This is a genomic window from Agrococcus jejuensis (genome assembly GCF_007679035.1).
Taxonomy (GTDB): Bacteria; Actinomycetota; Actinomycetes; order Actinomycetales; family Microbacteriaceae; genus Agrococcus; species Agrococcus jejuensis_A.
This window is the reverse complement of record NZ_VEFR01000001.1, coordinates 501,364-521,751: the sequence shown is the minus strand read 5'-3', so window position 1 is coordinate 521,751 and position 20,388 is coordinate 501,364. Positions and strand designations below refer to the sequence as shown.

The window sequence follows — 20,388 nt, the reverse complement described above, 5'->3', positions numbered from 1 at the left end:
CGCTGACGGCTGGATCGCCATCTCGGGCAGCTGCGCCTCCCGTCGCTCAGGAGGTCGAGAGGTCTCCGGTCCGAGCACACGGTGACCGACAGATGGTGCGCCGGTGCAGGGAGGCGTCTCGACACGACGCGCGTGCTGCATCCCGCTCTCCACTGGAGATCGGGGATGTCGACCCGGGACGTGGACGCGCGTACGGTCGAGAGCATGGGTGGCGAACGTCGCACGATCGCACGGGGCGACGTCGAGCTGTCGGTGCAGGTGTTCTCGGGCGCCGAGCCCGCGGTCGTCGTGCTGCATGGCCTCGCTGGAAGCGGGACGGAGTTCGAGCCGACCGCGCTGGCGCTCCGCGGGCGGAAGGTCGTGCTGCTCGATCAACGCGGGCACGGTCGCAGCACTCGCAGACCTGCCGATCGATCGCGGGCGGCGTTCGTCGACGACGTCGTCGCGGTCATCCGTGCTGAGGCCTCCGAGCCAGTCGACCTCATCGGTCAATCGATGGGGGCGCACACCGCGATGCTCGTCGCCGCGGCGCATCCGGATCTCGTGCGTCGGCTCGTGCTGCTCGAGGTCGATGAGGGGAGCGGATCGCCCGAGGAGCATGCGGCGCTCGGCGCATGGCTCGCTGCTTGGGAGGTCCCGTTCGCGACGCGTGCACAGGCAGCCGAGGCGCTCGGCGGCGGCGCGCTCGCACGCGCGTGGGCTGCCGACCTCGAGCAGGCTCCAGATGGCTTGCGGCCGCGCTTCGACGCTGACGTCATGATCGACGTGATCGGTCACGTCGCGGTTCCACGCTGGGACGAGTGGGGCTCGGTCACGGCGCCGACATTGGTCGTCTACGCCGACGGCGGCATGTTCACCGAGGGGCAGAAGCGCGCCTTCGTCGCACACAACGCGAACGCCCGTCGGACCGATCTCGTGGACGCATCGCACGACGCGCATCTCGACGCACGCGACGCCTGGGTGGACGTCACCTCTTCGTTCCTGGCCTGACCTGACGCGACCCCCATGGGGGAGAGCATCGGTCGAGCGACGATGGTCGATCCCGGGGACGTCGACCTCGGTCGCGAACGCACGAACTCGTCGGGGCGGAAGGGTGCGCATGGGCTGGCGCTCGCCGTCGCTCCATCGAGGCTCTGGCGGCGGGTGGTCCGTTCCCTTGGTTCACGGTCTCAGCTGGTCCCAGCTCGCTTCACGAACTCGTCGAGCGGAGATCTCCAGGTGCGGCGCGCTACTCTTCGCGAGAACCCACTCGTGGAGGAGACCTCGTACCGCCATGGATCCCGTTCTCGCGCTCTTGATCGGTGTTCTGATCGCTGCGCTGCTCGTCGGATACCCGCTCGTTCGACGACGTCTCCGGCGTCTCGCTCAGGCGAAGGGCGGCGAGCTAGGGCGCCGCGCGTCCTCCCGAACGATCACGACAGCGCTCGAGGCGATGGCGACCTCGCTCGATCTCGATACGGATCTCGCGTCCGCGAACGCACTCGTCCAGGGCGTGGCGTCGGCATCGAAGAAGAGGGTCAGCAGCGTGCCGGGGTCCAACGCTTGGAGCATCGCGGTCTCCGCGGGCCAGCTGATCGTCGATCTCGTCGCGCATCCGACCGGTGTGCGACTGAGCAGCCGTCAGGCGCCTGAGTTCGGGCAGATCATGCAGGGTACGCGCGACTGGCAGGACCTCAGCGAGCAGGTCGCCGCCGCTGCCGCCGAACGGGGCATCGCGACGAAGGCCACCCTTCTCGACGTGCACGTTCGCACGGCCGCGGCGAACGGCGAGCACGTCTGGGTGCGCCCCGTCTGAGCAGCCATCTCCTGCGTCGCGGAACCTGCACCTGTGATGCAGATTCCGCAACATCCAGGACGAAGGTGGCGGTCAGCCAGTGGTCACGCGTGGTGCATGTTCTGCAACATCAGCGTGGTCGGGTCGCGGCTCACGCCTGCCTTCCGCATCGAGAAGGCGTCGGTCAGGGAACGATTCGGACGCACACGTGCTCGAGAGTCGGAAGCGTACGAACACGTCGCGAGTCCTTCATGCCGTCCTCGACTGGATCTCGGGGATGCCAACGTAGGTCGTGAGCTCGTGTCGACTGTCGCCCGCCTGCGCGATGTGCGTGCGGGTGGCGGTCCGCAGGAACTGCACGGGTGCGTTCACGACGAGCTGCGTGTCGATGAGCACGAGGCTGGGGATGTGCGCGAAGGAGCGGCACCTGGGAAGGGCGCGCTGTCGGCTTCGTCCCGGCGGTGCGCCTCCGTGAACGGCGTCGCGCTGCTGGAACGGCGAGATGCTCCGATGACTACGGCAGGGAGGCGCGGGCCACCGATCGCCGCCGAAGACGGGCAGCCCTCGCCGTGAGCGGCGAGCGACCGAGATGCAGTCGATTGCCCGGAGCGGGGAGCTCCACAGACGTGACGCAGGTCAGCGCTCTCGCGCTGGCGTGATCAGCACTCCGCCGAATCGTGCCTCGGAGTAGTCCCACTCGCGTCCGTCGACCCACACCCGTGCCGAGATGCAGGGGAGCGGTTCGTGCTCGCCGTCCGGCCAGTGCAGCACGAACCCGCCGCCGAACGACGCGTTCGATCCAGCCACGCGTGCGCCGTTCGCATCGACTGCGCGAGCCTCGCATTCCTGGCACAGGTATGAGGGGTACCGGTCGGACTGAGCAACCTGTGCGCCGCAGTTCGGGCAAGGCTGCGTTCCGCGCGAGCCAGGAAGAAACGGACTCATCCGATCAGCGTAGGCCGAGCGACGCGCGTGCTGTCCGCGCATGGTCGGCCGATCGGCATCCCATCGGTCGCGTCGACCGGCCCGCACGACCCACGCCTCTGCCGTTGCCGAACGAGCGAGAGAGGGGTGCCACCTACTTCAGTCCGACATAATGTGCATTATCGGCGTAACGTCACGGTGCGGGAGAGAGTTCAGGGCCGGAGGGTCAGTGCCTCCCAGGCGCGCACGAGCGACTCGACCTCGTGTACCGCGTGCTCGGTGATCGTCAGGTCGAGCGCGAGGCAACGCTCGCGGATCGACTGGATGGTCGTGAGCGCATCGCGTCGCAGGCGCGCGCCGTCGTCGTCGTGCTGCCAGGCGCGCGATCCGGCCAGCGTCGCCTGCAGCACCACGACGTCCGAGGCGACGTCGACCAGGTCGTCGGCCAGCTCCGGACCCCAGGGCGGCATCGGCAGCTCGAGCGACGGCATGAGTGCGCCGGAGCGTCGGTGGATCTGACGCTCGAGTCGCCTCGCCGCGCTGGCCTGCACGAAGCCGGCCATCAGCGCGACTCGTCGATGGCATCCTCGACGTCCTCGTCGGACTCGCCCTCGTCGCGGGTGCGCACCGCGAGCACGACGAAGGTCGCCGCGATGGGCATGCACACGATCCACAGCGCCTGCCCGAGGGGCAGGAGCACGAACGTGAGGATGCCGAACAGCGCCGCGAGCGGCAGGAACGCCCGCGAGATCCCTCGGCGCCTCGTCATCGCTCCCCCGAACCTGTGAGAATCCTGAATGCCATTCACGCCCCCACGTATTCGGCGAGGTGCTCCCCCGTGAGCGTCGAGCGCGCGGCGACGAGGTCGGCGGGCGTGCCCTCGAAGACGACGCGGCCGCCGTCGTGGCCCGCGCCGGGGCCGAGGTCGACGATCCAGTCGGCGTGCGCCATGACGGCCTGGTGGTGCTCGATCACGATGACGGTCTTGCCCGAGTCCACCAGCCGATCGAGCAAGCCCAGCAGGTGCTGCACGTCGGCGAGGTGCAGGCCGGTCGTCGGTTCGTCGAGCACGTAGACGCCGCCGTCCTCGGCCATCTGCACCGCGAGCTTCAGGCGCTGGCGCTCGCCGCCCGAGAGCGTGTTGAGCGGCTGCCCGAGCTTGATGTAGCCGAGGCCGACGTCGGCGAGGCGCTCGACGATCGACAGGGCGGCGGGCACCTTCGACGGTCCGGCAGCGAAGTACGCGCGCGCCTCGGCGACCGACAGCCCCAGCACCTCGCTGATGTCGAGGTCGCCGAGCGTGTACTCCAGCACCGACGCCATGAAGCGCTTGCCGCCGCAGTCCTCGCATGTCGTCGACACCGTCGACATCGGGCCGAGGTCGGTGAAGATGAGGCCGGCACCCTTGCACGTCGGGCACGCGCCCTCGGAGTTCGCGCTGAACAGCGCCGGCTTCACGCCGTTCGCCTTCGCGAACGCCTTGCGCACCGGCTCGAGCAGCCCCGTGTACGTCGCGGGGTTCGAGCGACGCGAGCCGCGGATCGACGTCTGATCGATGGTGACGACGCCGTCGCGCGTGCCGATCGAGCCGTGCACGAGCGACGACTTGCCCGAGCCGGCGACGCCCGTGACGACCGTGAGCACGCCGAGCGGCACGTCGACGTCGACGCCCGTGAGATTGTTCGCCGTCGCCCCGCGCACCTCGATGGCACCGGAGCCCGCGCGCACCGCATCCTTCAGCGTCGCACGATCGTCGAGATGCGTGCCCGTGAGCGTGCCCGAGCCCCGCAGCCCCTCGACGGTGCCCTCGAACTGGATCGTGCCGCCCTCCGAGCCGGCACGCGGGCCGAGGTCGACGACGTGGTCGGCGATCGCGATCGTCTCGGGCTTGTGCTCGACGACCAGCACGGTGTTGCCCTTGTCGCGCAGCTGCAGCAGCAGGTCGTTCATGCGCTGGATGTCGTGCGGATGCAGACCGATCGTCGGCTCGTCGAACACGTACGTGACGTCGGTGAGGGCCGAGCCGAGGTGTCGGATGAGCTTCGTGCGCTGCGCCTCTCCCCCGCTGAGCGAGCCCGACGACCGGTCGAGCGACAGGTAGCCGAGCCCGATGGCCACGAACGAGTCGAGGGTCGCCGACAGCGACTGGATGAGCGGCGCGACCGACGGGTCGTCGATGCCGCGCACCCACTCGACGAGATCGGAGATCTGCATGCGGCACGCATCCGCGATCGACAGCCCCGCGACCTTCGACGAGCGCGCGGGCTCCGCGAGCCGCGTGCCGTCGCAGTCGGGGCACGGCTGGAAGGTCACGGCGCGGTCGACGAACGCGCGGATGTGCGGCTGCATCGACTCCTTGTCCTTCGACAGGATCGACTTCTGGATCTTCGGCACGAGACCCTCGTAGGTCATGTTCATCGACTCGACCTTGACCTTGGTGAGGTCGCGGTAGAGGAAGTCGTGGCGCTGCTCGTCGGTGAAGTCGCGGATGGGCACGTCGCCGGGCACGAAGCCCGAGGCGACGAAGATCTTCACGAGCCAACCGTCGGCGGTGTAGTTCGGCACGGTGATGGCGCCCTCGAGCAGCGACTTGGACTCGTCGAACAGCTGCGTCAGGTCGATGTCGTTCACCCGGCCGAGGCCCTCGCACCGCGGGCACATCCCGCCGAGCATCGTCTCGGCGCGCTCGATCGACTCCGGCCCTCCCCCGCGCTCGATCGTCATCGTGCCCGAGACCTTGACGCTCGGCACGTTGAACGAGAACGCGTTCGGCGAGCCGATCGCCGGGTCGCCGAGGCGCGAGAAGAGGATGCGCAGCATGGCGTTGACGTCGGTCGCCGTGCCGACGGTCGATCGCGGGTTGGCGCCGAGCCGCTCCTGGTCGACGATGATCGCCGTCGTGAGCCCCTCGAGGCGATCGACCTCGGGCCGCGCGAGCGACGGCATGAAGCCCTGCACGAACGCGGGGTAGGTCTCGTCGATCATGCGCTTCGACTCGGCCGCGATCGTGCCGAACACGAGCGACGACTTGCCGGAGCCCGAGACCCCCGTGAACACCGTCAGCCGACGCTTCGGGATGTCGACCGACACGTCCTTCAGGTTGTTCTCGCGGGCACCCTGCACGCGGATGAGGTCGTGGCCGTCGGCCGGATGCTGCGCGGCGGTCATGGTGCTCCGTCGGTCGAGTCGACGCGTCACGGGTGCCGCGACGCCTCGATCAGCCTAGGACCGACCTCCGACCGGTGCATCCCGGCGAGGGACGCGGCGGGCGGCGCCCCTACGCGTCGAGCGCCTGCAGCAGGTCGGCGACGACGTCGTCGGCGTGCTCGATGCCGACCGAGAGGCGGATGAGGCCCTCGGGGATGCTCTTCGACTCGCTCGCCCAGCGACGACGGCGCTCGAGCGTCGTCTCGACGCCGCCGAGGCTCGTCGCGTGCCGCGCGAGCCGCACGGCGGCGACGACGCGGTCGGCGCGCTCCGCTGACTCGAGCTCGAACGAGACGACGGTCGAGAAGCCCGGGTACCGCACGCGCGACACGGCGGGGTGCGCCTCGAGCGCGGCGACGACCGCCTTGGCGTTCGCCTGCGCGCGCTCGAGCCGCACGTCGAGCGTGCGGAGGCCGCGCAGCACGAGGAACGCCTCGAACGGGCCCGGGATCGCGCCGTGCAGCGAGCGGTTGCCGTGCAGGCGCGTGAACCAGTCGTCGTCGTTCGTCACGACGGCGCCCATGATGACGTCGGAGTGCCCCGACATGAGCTTCGTGGCCGAGTGGACGACGACGTCGGCGCCGTCCTCGAGCGGACGCTGCAGCAGCGGCGTCGCGAACGTGTTGTCGACGGCCACGGGCACGCCCGCCTCCTTCCCCGCGGCGACGATGCGCTCGAGGTCCGCGACCTCGAGCGCGGGGTTCGTGGGCGTCTCCATCCACACGAGCGACGCGCCCGGGATGGCGGCGACGACGGCGTCGACGTCCTCGACGTCGACGAGCACGGGCTCGATGCGGCCTGCGACGCGGTGCTGCTCGAGCAGGCCGAGCGAGCCCTGGTAGGCGTGCCGCGGCACGACGACGCGGCCGCCGACGGGCACCTGGTCGAGCACGGCGGCGACGGCGGCCATGCCCGATGCGAACGCGAGGGCACGGCCGCCCTCGAGCTGCCCGATCGTCTCCTCCAGCGCAGTCCACGTGGGGTTCTGGAAGCGCGCGTACTCGAGGTCGCCACCCGCGATGAACGACGACGCGAGCATGATCTGCGCGTTGAGCGGCTGATCCGACTCGGCGGGCGGGCGGCCTGCCGTGACGGCGATGGTGGCGGGGTGCTGGCTCGCGTGGGTCACGCCCCCACGCTATTCGCTCGCGGGAGCCGGGCCGGGCATCCACCCGCCAGCGCGCGGCCCGCTGGACGCCGCGCCCAGCGGGCACGGATAGCCTGGCGCGCATGCCGGTCGTCGTCGCGAATCCGATCGCGCGCGCATCGGCGCGTGGCGTGCGTGCGCTCGAGGCGCGCGGAGCCGTCGACGTGCGATGGACGGGCGAGGCCCGCGCGGATGCGCTCGCGCGCGACGCGCTCGCCGAGGGTGCGGATGCGGTGATCGTCGTCGGCGGCGACGGCACGATCCGAGACGTCGCCGACGTGCTCGCCGGCACGGGCGTGCCGACGGGCATCGTGCCCGCCGGCACCGCGAACCTCTTCGCCCGCAACCTCGACCTCCCGCTGCGCGACCTCGATCGCGCGGCGGCCATCGCGCTCGACGCCGCTCCCCTGCCGACGGACCTCGGCCGCGTCGTGCTCCATGCCGACGGCCGCGAGCACGCCCCGCGCGTGTTCCTCGTCGTCGTCGGCATCGGTCATGACGCCACGGCCGTCGAGGCCGCGTCGCTGGCTCGCAAGCGCCGCCTCGGCTGGGGCGCGTACGTCATCGCGGGTGCGCGTCGCTTCGCCAATCCGCTCCTCGACGTGCGCGCACGGCTCGACGACGAGCCGGCGATGCGCACCCAGGCGTGGACGGTGCTCGTGCACAACACCGCCCGCATCACGATGGGCCTGCGCGTCGTGCCCGGCACGCGGCCCGACGACGGGCTGCTGCATCTCGCGGCCGTCTCGCCGCGCCGCATCGCGCACTGGGGTCGCATCGCCGCATCCGGCATGGGGCTCGCGCGCGCGGAGGGCGTGCTCTCGCACCGCACCGGGCGGCGCGTGCGGCTCGATGCCGACCGCATCCCCGTGCAGATCGACGGCGACGCGCACGGCCGCATCACCCGCCTCGACGCGTGGATCGACCCCGGCGTGCTGCTCGTGCGCCGACCAGGAGGACGACGATGACCGACCCCCGCTCGCGCATCCTCGCGACGCTCCGCGATGCCGACGACCTCGACGCCGTGCTCGACGGCTTCGACCTCGAACGCCTCATGCGCGGCTTCGACGGGCCGTGGCTCAGGACGGATCGACGGCCGGAGCTCGTCGCGCTGCTCTGCCTCGACCGGGCGGGCGACCTCTCCCCCGGCGTCCTCGCGCGCGTCGTGCACGCCATGCGCTCGGTGCGCAATCGCGCGACGTTCTCGAGCGCGATCCGCAGCGTGTTCGATGCGCTCGAGGGCGAGGGCTTCCGCGACTTCAAGTACCGGCTCAACGCGACGGGCGATCGGCACGACCTCGAGCATCTCGTCTTCGAGCGCCTCACGCTCGCGGACCGTCGACACGTGCTGCGGCGCATCGCGCACGAGTCGAGCAAGCGCGACGACCACGAGCTGCGCATCCTCAGCGACATCGACGACACCGTGAAGTGCATGCTCCACGATCGTCGCTACGTGCGCGGAGTCGTCTACCCCGGCGCGGTGGCGTTCCTCACCGAGCTCGACAACGGCGCGGCCGCCGAGCCGAGCCGACCCGGCGACCTCACGTTCGTCACCGCGCGACCCGAGGGGCCGAAGGCGCTCATCGAGCAGTACACGCGCGACGCCCTCGCACCGCTCGGCCTGCCGCCGCACGCCGTGCTCGGCGGCTCCTTCCTCAACCTCGTCACGAAGGCGTCGATCGCGGCGCGCAAGCTGCACAACTTCGAGCACGAGCGGCAGCTCTTCCCCGAGTGCCGGTACGTGTTCGTCGGCGACTCCGGGCAGGCGGATCCGCAGGTGGGCGCCGCGATGGTCGCGCGCGCCCCCGAGTTCGTCGCACGCGTGCTCATCCACGACGTCACGGGCGTCGACGCCGAGCGCCGTGCGCGATGGTCCCGCCAGGGCGTGTCGACGTTCCAGACGTACTCGGGCGCCGCGCGCATCGCGCACGGCCTCGGCCTCGTCTCCGAGGCGGGGGTCGAGCGAGTGCACGCGGCGGTGCTCGAGGGCCTCGAGTCCGACGCGGTGAAGCCGGGGCATCGGGATGCGCTCGTCGCGGCGGCCGAGCGCGAGGTGCAGGCCTAGGCGCTCACCGCCTGCCGGTCACTCGCCGTCGGCGGCCTCGAGCTGCCTCGCGAGCCAGGCGTGCCCCGCCTCCATCGCGACGGCCGGCGTGCTCGACGAGCGGGCGAGCAGGTCGTCGGCCGTGGCGCGGGCGCGCTCGACGAGCCATGCCGGCCAGCCGTGCGACACCGATCGCGCCGCGAACTCGTCCTCGTCGTCGATCCACGCGGGCAGGCCGCTCGCCGGCACGACGAGGTCGAGGTCGAGGTCGACGTACTCGACGATCCAGCCTTCCCCCGTCGCGTCGCGTCGCACGGTCGGCGGCGTCGTGACGTCGACGTAGGCGTCGACGTCGGCACGGTCCCACCAGCCGGGCAGCATCCACGACCCGTCGTCCCATGCCACGGTCGTCGGCGGCACGAGCCGCACGAATGCGTGCCCCGTGAGGTACTCCTTGCGCCAGCCCTTCTGCACGGTCGTGCCGGCGTCGACGCCGATCCACAGGCCGTGCTCGTCGGTGCCGAGCACGCGAGCGTCGTAGCGCCAGTGGGGCTTGCCGTTCCACTTCGCGCCCTCGACGCGCACCGCGTCGCCCGGCTGCGGGTCGCCGCCCGCGAGCCGGTCGAGCGCTGCGAGCGCGTCCTCGGTGCTGAAGTCGTCGTCGGATGCGCGGATCTCGTCGGCCGTCCACCAGCGATGGGCGAGGATGTCGTCGAGCTCGTCGGGCATGCGGTGGTCGTCGACGGGCGTGAAGCGCGGCGTGCGCCACAGGAACGTCACGGCGTCGGTCGCGGCATACGGGTGGCCGTCGGGATGCGGCACGCGCGCGTGCCCGATGGGACCCACGAGCGCCGCGGGGTCGATGCGCTGGCCGGTCTCCTCGAAGAGCTCGCGCACGGCTGCCTCGCGCTCGCTCTCGTCGGCCTCGATGCCGCCGCCGGGCGTCAGCCAGCGCGGCGGCGCGACCTCGTCGTCCCAGCGTGTGTGGAACAGCAGCGTCGCGCCCGTCTCGTCGACGCACAGCACGCGCGCCGTGCGGCGCACGCCTCTGGCGTCGTCAGGCATTCGTCGGGCCGTCGGAGGGCCCCGCGCCGTCGGAAGGCCCCGCGGCGTCGGAGGGTCCCGCGCCGTCGGCAGGCGCCGCGCCGTCGGCAGCGGCGGCGTCCTGCGCCTGCGCAGCCTTGCGGCGACGCGACACCAGCAGCACGATGCCCCCGATCACGACGATCGCGACGGCGATGAGCGCGATCGCCCACGATGCGATCTCGGTCGCGGTGACGGGCAGCTGATCCACGGCGAGGACGTCCACGGCCCCGATCCTACGGGGGTGCGAGGCGCGGCGAGCCCGGCGAGAGCGTCAGCCGTAGCGTTCGCGATAGCGGTCCCGCGCGGCGGCATGCAACGGCACGGGGTCGGTGTCGATGAGGCTGGAGGCCGTGAGGTACTGCACGCCCACGGAGTCGTCGGGCACGAGCGCCTCGGCGTCGTCGACGAGCGCGTCGACGAGGCGCGCGGCGACGTCGTCGGCGAGGTCCGGTCGTGCGAGCAGCAGGTTCGACACCCCGATGGCGGGGATGGGCCCGGGCGTGTCGTAGACGCCGCTCGGCACCGACGTCGACGCATACGCACCGGGGTGCGCTGCTGTGAGCACGGGCAGCGTCGGCGTGAGGTCGACGAGCGTCACGGCCACGTCGCGCTGCAGGCGCAGCACCTCGGGGATCGGCACGCCGCCCGACCAGAAGAACGCGTCGATGGTGCCGTCGCGCAGCGCGTCGACGGCCTCCGGCAGCAGCAGCGCGACGGGCACGACCGCATCCGTGCCCGTCGCGAGCCCAGCCGCGTCGAGCACGCGCGCGGCCGTGAGCGCGGCGCCCGAGCCCGGCGCCCCGACCGCGACGGGGCGCCCTGCGAGGTCGTCGAGCATCGTCACCGGGCCATCGGCGCGCACGACGCACTGCAGGTAGTTCTGGTAGACGCGGCCGATGGCCGCGAGTGCGCCGTCATGCTCGGCCACGGCGTCGGCGAGCGCGATCGCGAGGTCGGCCTCGCCGGCTGCGAGCATCGCGAGGTTCTCGACGCTGCCGCCGGACGGGAGCACCTCGAGCGTCGCCGCGCCGCGGTCGGCGAGCACGGTGCGCAGCAGGTCGCCGAACTGCACGTAGGTGCCGCCGCGCTCGCCGCACGCCATCGCGAGGCGCGGCGGCGACTGCCCGAGCGTGCAGCCGGCGAGCGCGGATGCGAGCGCCGCGGCAGCGCCGACGAGGACCGTGCGCCTGGCGAGCACGCCGTGCGCGATCACGACGCGGCCCTCAGCAGGAGCGACACGGCGAGGCCGCCCGCGTCTGCGGCGCCGACGACGACCGTGGCGTCGTTCGCGCGTGCGAGCTCCCGCAGGATGGCGAGGCCGAGCCCGGTGCCGGGGAGGCTGCCGTGCGCCGACGCGCGCCAGAAGCGCGTGCCCGCCCTGGCGAGGTCGTCGGCAGCGAGGCCCGGCCCGTCGTCGGCGATCGTGAGCACGACGCGGTCGGCGTCGCGCGCGAGCCGCAGCGCCACGGTCGAACCCTCGCCCGCGTACTTGCGGGCGTTGTCGATCGCGATCTCGACCATCTCCTCGAGGTCGCTGCGGCGGCACGCGACCGCCACCTCCTCGTCGCCCTCGACGACGAGCCGCTGCCCGGCCTCGGCCACCTGCCGCATCCAGGGCTCCGCCAGCGCCGCCGCCGACGTGACGTGGGCGCGGGGCGACGACTCCGCGAACCCCGAGCGCCGGCCGCTCGCCTCGGCCGTGGCACGATGCTCGGCGTCGGCGAGGTCGAGCATGCGGTCGACGGTGCGCTCGAGGCGGTCGAGGTCGCCGTCGACCGCCGAGAGCATCTCGGGATCGGGCGCGTCGCGCGACGACGCGTCGAGCCGCAGCCGCACGGCTGCGAGCGGGTTGCGCAGCTGATGCGAGGCGTCGGCGACGAACCCGCGCTGCTGCTCGAGCGCATCCTCGACGCTCGATGCCATGCGGCGGAACGAGTCGGTGAGCCTGCGCAGCTCGGGCGGCCCCGACTCGGCGCGCAGGTCGGGATCCCGATGCTCGGCGAGCGCCGTCGCAGCGGCATCGAGCGCGCGCACCGGGCGCAGCACCCAGCGCGTCCACTGCAGCGACGCCACGAGCAGCGTCGCGAGCACGAGCAGGCCCGCGAGCCCGACGAGCAGCCAGGAGCGCACGACGTCGGCACGTGCCGACGTGAGGTCGACGGCGAGCACGACCGCCGCGACCGGCACGCTCGCGTCGGCGAGCACGGGCTCGGCGACGAGCGCCACGTCGGGGCTCCACGGCACGACGGTCGGCAGCGACCACTGCGGCACGGCGCGCGATGCCGTGAGCATGAGCCGCTCGACCTCGGCGCCGCGGCCGATGTCGCCGGCGGCCGCCAGGACGTCGCCGCCCGCGTCGACGACGAGCACGGCCTCGCCGTACGTGGCATGCATGCGGTCGAGGTAGCGGGCAAGGTCGTCGGCATCGTCGTCGCGCACGGCGGCGGCGGCCCGCTGCACGATCTGGTCCATCGCCGTCGCGCGCTGCAGCGCGAGCTGCTGGGTGCGCGACACCGCGATGCCCTCGGCGACGGGCACGACGATCGCGCACACCGCGAGCAGGCCGAGCACGAGCAGCGGCAGCAGCACGCGCAGCCTCACGCGGCGTCGCCCTCCTCGAGCCGGCAGCCGAAGCCGCGGATGGTCGTGATCGTGAGGCCGGGCAGCTTCTGCCGCACCTGCGCGAGGTGCACGTCGTACGAGCGCGACGTCGCCGCGTACGCGTCGCCCCACACCTCGTCGAGGATCTGCTGCCTGCTCACCGCGACGCCGACGCGTCGCGCGAGCACCGCGAGCAGCGCGTGCTCCGTGGGCGTCAGCGCGACGTCGCCCGCGGTCGTCGAGACCCGATGCGCGGCGAGGTCGATGCGCACGTCGTCGACGATCACGACGTCCGCGGCGCCCGCGCCCGCATCCGGACCGCCGCGCCTGCGGGCGACGGCCTCGATGCGCGCGAGCAGCTCGTGCATGCGCACGGGCTTCACGAGGTAGTCGTCGGCACCGAGCCGCAGCGCGCGCACGGTGGAGCGCTCGTCGCCGCGCGCCGTCACCACGATCGCCGGCACGTCGCTCACGGCCCGCAGCCTGCGCAGCGCCTCGAGCCCGTCCATGTCCTCGAGGCCGAGGTCGAGCAGCACGAGCTCGGCGTCGCGGTGCCGCAGCAGCACGTCGCCACCGCGCGCGACGCCCGTCGTCTCGTGCCCGGCGCGTGCGAGCACGGCTGCGAGCGCCCCGGCGACCGAGGCGTCGTCCTCCGCGATGAGCACTCGCACCCTGCATGGTAGGCATGCCGCCGCCCCGCTACCGTGCACGGCCAACGTAAAGGGCGCGTAAGGATCCGCGGCTGGGTGCGCCCGGGAGACCGCGGCCACCCCAGGATGGAGCGCATGTCGACGACGACCCACGCTCCCGCGAGCCTCCGCAGATCCGTCTCCAACACGTTGAAGGGCTCGGCGGGCAACCTCGTCGAGTGGTTCGACGTCTACGTCTACTCGGTGTTCGCCTCGTACTTCGAGTCCCAGTTCTTCGCCGAGGACGACCAGAACTCCGGCATCTACATCTGGGCGATCTTCGCCGTCACGTTCCTCATGCGTCCCCTCGGGTCGTGGTTCTTCGGTCGGCTCGCCGATCGCCGCGGTCGCCGCTTCGCGCTCACCGTCTCGGTGTCGCTCATGGCGGCGTGCTCGTTCGTCATCGCCATCACGCCCACCGCCGCGGTCATCGGCGCCGGCGCCGCCGTCATCCTCATCCTCTGCCGACTCGCGCAGGGCTTCGCGACGGGCGGCGAGTACGGCACGTCGGCGACGTACATGTCGGAGGCGGCGATCCCCGGCCGCCGCGGCTTCCTCTCGTCGTTCCACTACGTGACGCTCGTCGGCGGCCACGTGCTCGCCCAGGCGACGCTGCTCGTCATGGTGCTGACCCTCGACACGGCGGCGATCTCCGAGTGGGGCTGGCGCGTCGCGTTCGGCATCGGCGGCGTCGCAGCGGTCGTCGTCTTCTGGCTGCGTCGCACGATGGACGAGTCGCTCACCTCCGACACGATCGAGGCGGTGAAGACCGGCCAGTCGACGCAGTCGGGCTCGATGCGCGAGCTGCTCACGCGGCAGTGGCGTCCGCTGCTGCTGTGCTTCCTCGTCACGATGGGCGGCACGGTCGCCTTCTACACGTACTCGGTCAACGGCCCCAACATCGTCAAGGGCGCCTTCGCGGGCGACGACGTCGTCACCGGCACGGTCATCAACCTCATCGCGCTGACGATCCTCATGCTGCTGCAGCCGCTCGGCGGCTGGATCTCCGACATCGTGGGCCGCAAGACGCTGCTGGTGTTCTTCGGCGTCGGCGGCGTGCTCTACACGTGGTTCCTGCTCACGTGGCTGCCGCAGCAGACGAGCCCCGTCGCGGCATTCGCGATCCTCGTCGGCGGCTTCGTGATCCTCACGGGCTACACGTCGATCAACGCCGTCGTGAAGGCCGAGCTCTTCCCCACGCACATCCGCGCGCTGGGCGTCGGCTTCGGCTACGCGCTGGCGAACTCGATGTTCGGCGGCACCGCTCCCCTGCTCTACACGGCGGCGAACGGCGCCGGTCAGGTGCCGCTCTTCATCGGCTACGTGACGATCGCGATCGCCGCGTCGCTCGTGGTCTACGTGCTGTTCCTGAAGAACAAGGGCCAGAACTGGCTCGACGACGAGCGCGGCATGCGCGAGCGCGTCGGCGCTCGACGGGGCTGAGCCCGTAGGCCGAGGCCCGCGACGCACGAGGCCCCGCACGCGCATGGCGTGCGGGGCCTCGTGCTGCGTGCCGAGGATCAGGCGGGGATGCGCCTGCCGAACCAGTCGAGCACGGCGTCGAACCGCTCGATCCGGTGGCGGGGCTGGCCCGAGCGCGTGAGCTCGTGGTCCTCGCCGGGGAACACGAGCAGCTCGGCCTCGGTGCCCTGCCGGTGCAGGGCGGCGAAGTACCGCTGCGCCTGCTCGAGCGGGCACCGCAGGTCGCGCTCGGAGTGCATGACGAGCGTCGGCGTCGTGACCTGCGACACGACGGCCATGGGGCTCTGCGACGCGACGAGCTCGGGGTCGGTGCCCACGTACTCGTCGCCGAAGAACGAGCCGATGTCGCTCGTGCCGACGAACGCGTCGGGGTCGAGGAAGCCGCGCTCGACGATCGCCGCACGGAAGCGGTCCTCGTGCGCGATGGCCCACGCCGTGAGGTAGCCGCCGTACGAGCCGCCCATGATGCCCACGCGATCGGCGTCGAGCGACGGATGCGCGGCGAGGGCGCCGTCGAGGAAGTCGAGCACGTCGTGCAGGTCGACCGTGCCCATCCGCTGCCGGATCGACAGGCCGTGCGCGCGACCGTAGCCCGCCGAGCCGCGCGGGTTGCACTGCACGACGGCGTAGCCGGCGTCGACGGCGACCTGCGCCTCGTCGAACACGTGCACGCCGTACTGCGCGAACGGGCCGCCGTGGATGTTGAGCAGCACGGGATGCGGTCCCTCGCCCTCCGGCAGCCACACCCAGCCGTGCACGCGCGAGCCGTCGCGCACGACGAGGTCGTGCTCGGTCGGCACCGTGATGCCCGCCTCCTGCAGCGGCGCGCCGAAGTCGGTGAGGATGCGCACGGTGCCGTCGCCCTCGACGATGCCGAGCTCGCCGAACGACGTCGGCGTCTGCACCGTGACGACCACCTGGTCGCCGTGGGTGGCGACGCCCGTGGCCTCCGTCGCGTCGGTCGTCAGCCGGGTCACGCCGTCGATGCCGACGTGCAGCACCTGCACGCGACCGCGCGTGCGGTCCTGCACGAGCACGCCGTCGTCGACGAGGGTCAGATGGCCCTCGGCGAGGTCGACGGACTCCTCGTCGGTGCGCTGCTCGACGGCGTCGCCGACGACGCGGTAGAGGCTGGCGTTGCGGGCGACGAAGTCGATGCCCGACTCGGTGACATCTTGGGCGATCGCCCACACGCCGTGCGCGTCGGCCGCGATCTCGCCGATCGACAGGTTCGCTTCCGTGCCGAGCACCTCGCGCTCGTCGCCGCCGTCGACCGGGATCGCGACGATCGCGCCGCGCAGGTCGGTCACGGGTCCGAGGTCGACGCGGATCGCGAGCACCTCGCGGCCGTCGGCGCTCCACACGGCGCCGACGTGCTCGACGTCGCCCGACGTGAGCGTCGTCGCCTCGGGGATGCGCGAGCCGGGCTTCGGCGCCTCGGCGCCCGCATCGGCCGGCGCGGGTGCGCGCTCGTAGTCGGGCTCGGCGCCGACGTCGAGGATCGTCGCGACCGCGACGCGGCTGCGCGCATCGATGCGATAGCCGACGCCGTTGCGCTGCGCGTGCAGGTCGACGATGCGTCGCGGCGACTGGGCCTCGGCCGTGAGGCCCTCGACCGTGCCGGCACGGCCCGGCTCGACCTCGCGCACCGTGAGCGCGAGCCGCGTGCCGTCGGGCGAGATGCGGAAGCCGGTCACGCCGCCGGGCGCATCCGTCGTCTGCACGGGCTCGCCGCCGTCGGCGGGCATGACCCACACCTGCGGGCGACCCTTGGCGTCGGCGCGCGTGAACAGGATGCGCGTGCCGTCGGGCGTCAGCTGCGGCGCGCCGTCGGCGACGCCCTGCGTGATGCGCGTGCGGACGCCGTCGGCGAGCGAGACGCGCCACAGCTGGCCCACGCGGCGGTTCGCGGCGACGTCGGGCCGAGAGGCAGCGACGACCGCCCACCCCTCGGGGTGGACGGCCGGCCGGGAGAGCTCGACGAGCTGCTCGATGTGCTGCGCGCGCATCAGCGGCCCTGGAATCCGGAGACGTCGCCCACGAGGCGCGTGTGGTCGTGCGGCACGGGATCGACGACGGCCTGCGCGACCTCGGCGGCGAACTCGTCGACGTCGTAGAGGCGACCGGCGTCCTCGCGACGACCGGCGATGGCGCCGGGGTTGGCGCGCTCGAGCAGCGTCGCCGTGATGGTGCCCTCGATCATGTCGCCAGACACGACGACGAACTCGATGCCGCGCGCCTGCAGCTCGACGATGCGGTCGCGCAGCGCGTCCTCGCCCGCACGCTTCGAGAGCGCGACGGCCTCGTACTCGGGCATCGTCGGCACCGTGCGGATGAAGTGCGCCTGGTGGCTCGTCACGAAGACGACGCGCGCGCCCTCGCGCAGCACGGGCACCGCGGCGTCGAGCAGGGCGACCTGCGCGTCGCGGTTGAGCCGCATGGCGTAGTCCTCCCCGAGGCCCGCCTCCATGCCGCCGGAGGCGTTCATTACGAGCACGTCGAGGCCGCCGAAGGCGTCCTTCGCGGCCTGGAACATCGCCTCGACGCTCGCGGCCTCCGTGAGGTCGGCCTGCACGACGAGCGCCTGCACGCCCGCCTCGCGCGCAGCCGCGGCGACCTTCTCGGCACGCGGCGCCTTGTTGCGGTAGTTCACGACGACGTCGGCTCCGGCACCGGCGAGGTAGCCGACCGTCGCGGCACCGATGCCGCGGCTCGATCCGGTGACGAGCGCGGCCTTGCCAGCCAGCGATGCCGGCTGCAGCGGGTTGTCCACGAGTGCTCCTTCTTCTCGACCTTCGACCCTACCTTCGGGGCACGTCGGGCACATGCATCGTCGCAGCGCCGAAGCCTCCGAACGCACCCAGGGAGCGACGGGTCTCGCTGACTACGATGGGTGCAGAGGAGGGTGGATGGACATCTGGATGTGGGCGTGGGTCGGCTGGCTCGCGATCGCCCTGATCTGCCTCGTGATCGAGCTCATCACGCTCGAGCTCACCTTCCTCATGCTCGGCGCCGGGTCGCTCGTCGGCCTCGTCGCGAGCCTCACCGGGCTGCCCATCTGGGCCCAGGTGATCATCGCCGCCGTCGCCGCTGCGCTGCTGCTCTTCCTGGTGCGCCCATCGCTGCTCGAGCGCCTGCACCGATCCGGGCAGGGCGCCCGCACGAACGTCGACGCCATCGCGGGCCTCGGCGGCGAGGTCACGAAGCAGTTCGTGCGCCTCGTGGGCGAGGTCACGCTCGTGAACGGCGAGACCTGGACGGCACGCCTCTCCCCCGTCACGCGCCCGCGCGACCTCGACGTCGGCGAGCGCGTCGTCGTCACCGCCGTCGACGGCGCGAGCGTCGTCGTCGTGCCCGCCGAGCGCTGACGGCCCCCAGACACCCGAGAACCACACACCGAGAAGCTAGGAGCACCGAGACATGGACCTCTTCGGCCCAGTCCTGCTGCTGATCATCGTCGCGATCGTCCTGATCGTCGCCGTCGTGATCATCGCCAGGTCGATCCGCATCGTCAAGCAGGGATTCACCGGCATCGTGGAGCGCCTCGGCCGCTTCCACCGCGTGCTCGGCCCCGGCCTCAACATCCTCGTGCCGGTCATCGACCGACTCGCCTACAGCGTCGACATGCGCGAGCAGGTGCGCACGTTCCCGCCGCTCTCGGTGATCACCGAGGACAACCTGAACGTCGCGATGGACACCGTCGTCTACTTCCAGGTCAACGACCCGCGCTCGGCGACGTACGAGATCGCCGACTACCTCTCGGCAGTCGAGCAGCTCACGGCGACGACGCTCCGCAACGTGGTCGGCTCGATGAACCTCGAGGAGGCGCTCACGAGCCGCGACGTCATCAACTCGCAGCTGCGCGCCGTGCTCGACCAGGCCACCGGCAAGTGGGGCATCAAGGTGACCCGCGTCGAGCTGAAGTCGATCGACCCGCCCCAGTCGATCCTCGAGCCGATGGAGAAGCAGATGCGCGCCGAGCGCGAGCGTCGCGCCTCCATCCTCACGGCAGAGGGTCTCAAGCAGTCGCAGATCCTCGAGGCCGAGGGTCAGCGCCAGTCGACGATCCTCCGTGCAGAGGGTGACGCCAAGTCGCAGGTGCTTCGCGCCAAGGGTGACGCCGAGGCGCAGGTCGTGCTCGCCAAGGGTGAGTCCGAGGCCATCGAGCGCGTCTTCGCTGCCATCCACGCCGGCGACGCCGACAACAAGCTGCTGGCCTACCAGTACCTGCAGACCCTGCCGAAGCTGGCCGAGGGCGACGCGAACAAGCTGTGGATCATCCCGTCGGAGCTCACGGATGCGCTGCAGGAGATCGGCAAGGGATTCTTCGAGGGCAAGGCGGAGGTGCCGTTCAAGGCCACCAAGTCGTTCTCCGACAACCAGGGCCCGTCGATCCTCGACGAGACCTTCGAGCCCGACTCGGTGAGCGACGTCTCCGTGCCGTCGATCGCCGAGACGCTGCAGGACTCTGGCATCGACCCGCAGGGTGCCGGCGAGACGCCGACGATCTCGTCGGGCACGTCGATCGCCGACGAGACGCCCGGCGTGGGCCTCGAGGACGCGCTCGACTCGGTGCGCGAGGCCGAGCAGGAGGTGCCCGGCACCGCGCCGCAGCCCCCGGCTCCCCAGCCGCCGTCGACGCCGCAGCCGCCCCAGCAGTGACCTTCCTCGAGGGGCCTCGGCCGCGCATCCTCGCCCACCGCGGGCTGGCGACCGAGGCTCCCGAGAACACGCTCGCCGCGTTCCGCGCGGCCGTCGCCGTCGGCGCCACCCACGTCGAGTCCGACGTTCGGGTCAGCGCCGACGGCGTCGCCATGCTCGCGCACGACGCCACGTTCGAGCGGGTGTCGCAGGATGCGACGCGCGTCGACGCGTCGTCGGCGCAGGCGCTGCAGTCGCTCGACCTCGGGGGCGGGCACGGCGTGCCGACCCTCGCCGAGGCGCTCGACGCGCTGCCCGAGGCGCGGTGGAACCTCGACCTCAAGGTGCCGGCGGCCGTGGAGCCCGCCGCGCGGGCGATCCTGGAGGCCGGCGCCGAGGGACGCGTCCTCGTGACCTCGTTCGACGACGCGACGCGCGCGCGGGCCGTCGCGGCGCTCCCCGGCGTCGCGACGAGCGCCTCGCGCGGCGTCATGGCGCGCGCGCTCGTGGCCGTGCGCCTGCGCCGTCGGACGGCGCTCGCGCGCATCCTCGCGGGGATCCCGGCCGTGCAGGTACCCGAGCGGCTCGGTCGCATCCGCATCGTCGACCGGGCCTCGATCGACGCCTTCCATGCGGCCGGCGTCGAGGTCCACGTGTGGACGGTGAACGACCCCGACGACATGCGCAGGCTCGTGACGCTCGGCGTCGACGGCATCGTCACCGACCGCGCCGACCTCGCGCTGGCGACGCTGCGCTGACGCGCGTCCGTCGTCACGGCCTCGACGGAGGGCGG

The 20,388-nt window shown here is 72.2% G+C and carries 20 protein-coding genes; 8 read left to right on the top strand and 12 right to left on the bottom strand.

The window, feature by feature from the left end; genetic code table 11:
• Window positions 1-132 precede the first annotated feature (132 nt).
• Both FS793_RS02415 and FS793_RS02410 read left to right on the top strand, forming a co-directional pair.
• A complete protein-coding gene (locus FS793_RS02415; protein ID WP_260979983.1) occupies window positions 133-990 on the top strand; it encodes an alpha/beta fold hydrolase in 858 nt (285 codons plus the stop codon).
• Window positions 991-1,273: 283 nt separating this feature from the next.
• A complete protein-coding gene (locus tag FS793_RS02410) occupies window positions 1,274-1,795 on the top strand; it encodes a hypothetical protein (RefSeq protein WP_144718156.1) in 522 nt (173 codons plus the stop codon).
• Window positions 1,796-2,023: 228 nt separating this feature from the next.
• Here the strand turns inward: FS793_RS02410 and FS793_RS16075 are convergent, their stop codons facing one another.
• The 5 genes from FS793_RS16075 to FS793_RS02390 form a co-directional block, all read right to left on the bottom strand.
• Window positions 2,024-2,170: a hypothetical protein gene (locus FS793_RS16075; protein WP_186329287.1), complete on the bottom strand. Its 147-nt coding sequence runs from the start codon at window positions 2,168-2,170 to the stop codon at window positions 2,024-2,026.
• Between the two features lie 740 nt (window positions 2,171-2,910).
• Window positions 2,911-3,261 carry a hypothetical protein gene (locus FS793_RS02405; protein ID WP_144718154.1) on the bottom strand — a complete coding sequence of 117 codons (351 nt, stop codon included), beginning with the start codon at window positions 3,259-3,261 and terminating at the stop codon, window positions 2,911-2,913.
• On the bottom strand, window positions 3,261-3,467 hold the full coding sequence (locus FS793_RS02400; protein ID WP_144718152.1) for a hypothetical protein: 207 nt from the start codon (window positions 3,465-3,467) through the stop codon (window positions 3,261-3,263). Before FS793_RS02400 ends, FS793_RS02405 begins: the two co-directional genes overlap by 1 nt.
• Window positions 3,468-3,502: 35 nt before the next feature.
• Entirely contained in the window at window positions 3,503-5,866 is a 2,364-nt protein-coding gene (locus tag FS793_RS02395) for an ATP-binding cassette domain-containing protein (protein ID WP_144718150.1), read from the bottom strand.
• Window positions 5,867-5,975: 109 nt separating this feature from the next.
• Window positions 5,976-7,034, bottom strand: coding sequence for a trans-sulfuration enzyme family protein (locus FS793_RS02390; protein WP_144718148.1), 1,059 nt, complete (start codon window positions 7,032-7,034; stop codon window positions 5,976-5,978).
• A 101-nt stretch (window positions 7,035-7,135) separates the two neighbouring features.
• Here FS793_RS02390 and FS793_RS02385 point away from each other — a divergent pair, with 101 nt between their 5' ends.
• Together FS793_RS02385 and FS793_RS02380 are read left to right on the top strand one after the other, a co-directional pair.
• Window positions 7,136-8,020 (top strand): diacylglycerol/lipid kinase family protein, encoded by an 885-nt coding sequence (locus tag FS793_RS02385; protein WP_144718146.1) that lies wholly within the window; start codon window positions 7,136-7,138, stop codon window positions 8,018-8,020.
• Entirely contained in the window at window positions 8,017-9,117 is a 1,101-nt protein-coding gene (locus tag FS793_RS02380) for a phosphatase domain-containing protein (RefSeq protein WP_144718144.1), read from the top strand. Before FS793_RS02385 ends, FS793_RS02380 begins: the two co-directional genes overlap by 4 nt.
• An 18-nt stretch (window positions 9,118-9,135) precedes the next feature.
• Here the strand turns inward: FS793_RS02380 and FS793_RS16070 are convergent, their stop codons facing one another.
• From FS793_RS16070 to FS793_RS02355, 5 genes are read right to left on the bottom strand one after another with little or no spacing between them, the layout of a single operon-like run.
• Window positions 9,136-10,161, bottom strand: coding sequence for an NUDIX domain-containing protein (locus tag FS793_RS16070; RefSeq protein ID WP_186329286.1), 1,026 nt, complete (start codon window positions 10,159-10,161; stop codon window positions 9,136-9,138).
• Entirely contained in the window at window positions 10,154-10,405 is a 252-nt protein-coding gene (locus tag FS793_RS02370) for an LPXTG cell wall anchor domain-containing protein (RefSeq protein WP_186329285.1), read from the bottom strand. The genes FS793_RS16070 and FS793_RS02370 overlap by 8 nt, the downstream gene beginning before the upstream one ends.
• A 48-nt stretch (window positions 10,406-10,453) precedes the next feature.
• Window positions 10,454-11,395, bottom strand: coding sequence for a TAXI family TRAP transporter solute-binding subunit (locus FS793_RS02365; RefSeq protein ID WP_186329284.1), 942 nt, complete (start codon window positions 11,393-11,395; stop codon window positions 10,454-10,456).
• Entirely contained in the window at window positions 11,392-12,783 is a 1,392-nt protein-coding gene (locus FS793_RS02360; RefSeq protein ID WP_144718140.1) for a sensor histidine kinase, read from the bottom strand. The genes FS793_RS02365 and FS793_RS02360 overlap by 4 nt, the downstream gene beginning before the upstream one ends.
• The gene (locus FS793_RS02355) at window positions 12,780-13,454 is read right to left on the bottom strand and encodes a response regulator transcription factor (RefSeq protein ID WP_144718137.1); all 675 of its coding nucleotides are present in this window, start codon (window positions 13,452-13,454) and stop codon (window positions 12,780-12,782) included. Before FS793_RS02355 ends, FS793_RS02360 begins: the two co-directional genes overlap by 4 nt.
• A 114-nt stretch (window positions 13,455-13,568) precedes the next feature.
• Here FS793_RS02355 and FS793_RS02350 point away from each other — a divergent pair, with 114 nt between their 5' ends.
• Window positions 13,569-14,915, top strand: a complete 1,347-nt coding sequence (locus FS793_RS02350) for an MFS transporter (protein ID WP_144718135.1) — start codon at window positions 13,569-13,571, stop codon at window positions 14,913-14,915.
• A 77-nt stretch (window positions 14,916-14,992) separates the two neighbouring features.
• On the opposite strand, the gene FS793_RS02345 is transcribed toward FS793_RS02350, so the two are convergent.
• Window positions 14,993-16,963 (bottom strand): S9 family peptidase, encoded by a 1,971-nt coding sequence (locus FS793_RS02345; protein WP_144718133.1) that lies wholly within the window; start codon window positions 16,961-16,963, stop codon window positions 14,993-14,995.
• Window positions 16,963-17,727: an SDR family oxidoreductase gene (locus tag FS793_RS02340; RefSeq protein WP_260979982.1), complete on the bottom strand. Its 765-nt coding sequence runs from the start codon at window positions 17,725-17,727 to the stop codon at window positions 16,963-16,965. Before FS793_RS02340 ends, FS793_RS02345 begins: the two co-directional genes overlap by 1 nt.
• Window positions 17,728-17,863: 136 nt before the next feature.
• Between FS793_RS02340 and FS793_RS02335 the strand changes: the two genes are divergently transcribed.
• Genes FS793_RS02335 through FS793_RS02325 form a run of 3 tightly spaced genes read left to right on the top strand, consistent with a single transcriptional unit; the run spans window position 17,864 to window position 20,353 of the window.
• Window positions 17,864-18,322: an NfeD family protein gene (locus FS793_RS02335; protein ID WP_186329283.1), complete on the top strand. Its 459-nt coding sequence runs from the start codon at window positions 17,864-17,866 to the stop codon at window positions 18,320-18,322.
• A gap of 52 nt (window positions 18,323-18,374) precedes the next feature.
• Entirely contained in the window at window positions 18,375-19,616 is a 1,242-nt protein-coding gene (locus FS793_RS02330) for an SPFH domain-containing protein (protein ID WP_144718127.1), read from the top strand.
• Window positions 19,613-20,353, top strand: a complete 741-nt coding sequence (locus FS793_RS02325) for a glycerophosphodiester phosphodiesterase family protein (RefSeq protein WP_144718125.1) — start codon at window positions 19,613-19,615, stop codon at window positions 20,351-20,353. Before FS793_RS02330 ends, FS793_RS02325 begins: the two co-directional genes overlap by 4 nt.
• The last annotated feature ends 35 nt before the right edge of the window (window positions 20,354-20,388 follow it).

Excerpts from the sequence above, each read along its gene's own strand:
- FS793_RS16070 (WP_186329286.1), bottom strand. The coding sequence starts at position 10,161 with ATGCCTGACGACGCCAGAGGCGTGCGCCGCACGGCGCGCGTGCTGTGC.
- FS793_RS02385 (WP_144718146.1), top strand. The coding sequence starts at position 7,136 with ATGCCGGTCGTCGTCGCGAATCCGATCGCGCGCGCATCGGCGCGTGGC.
- FS793_RS02330 (WP_144718127.1), top strand. The coding sequence starts at position 18,375 with ATGGACCTCTTCGGCCCAGTCCTGCTGCTGATCATCGTCGCGATCGTC.
- FS793_RS02400 (WP_144718152.1), bottom strand. The coding sequence starts at position 3,467 with ATGACGAGGCGCCGAGGGATCTCGCGGGCGTTCCTGCCGCTCGCGGCG.
- FS793_RS02345 (WP_144718133.1), bottom strand. The coding sequence starts at position 16,963 with ATGCGCGCGCAGCACATCGAGCAGCTCGTCGAGCTCTCCCGGCCGGCC.
- FS793_RS02405 (WP_144718154.1), bottom strand. The coding sequence starts at position 3,261 with ATGGCCGGCTTCGTGCAGGCCAGCGCGGCGAGGCGACTCGAGCGTCAG.
- FS793_RS02380 (WP_144718144.1), top strand. The coding sequence starts at position 8,017 with ATGACCGACCCCCGCTCGCGCATCCTCGCGACGCTCCGCGATGCCGAC.
- FS793_RS02335 (WP_186329283.1), top strand. The coding sequence starts at position 17,864 with ATGGACATCTGGATGTGGGCGTGGGTCGGCTGGCTCGCGATCGCCCTG.
- FS793_RS02410 (WP_144718156.1), top strand. The coding sequence starts at position 1,274 with ATGGATCCCGTTCTCGCGCTCTTGATCGGTGTTCTGATCGCTGCGCTG.
- FS793_RS02395 (WP_144718150.1), bottom strand. The coding sequence starts at position 5,866 with ATGACCGCCGCGCAGCATCCGGCCGACGGCCACGACCTCATCCGCGTG.
- FS793_RS02350 (WP_144718135.1), top strand. The coding sequence starts at position 13,569 with ATGTCGACGACGACCCACGCTCCCGCGAGCCTCCGCAGATCCGTCTCC.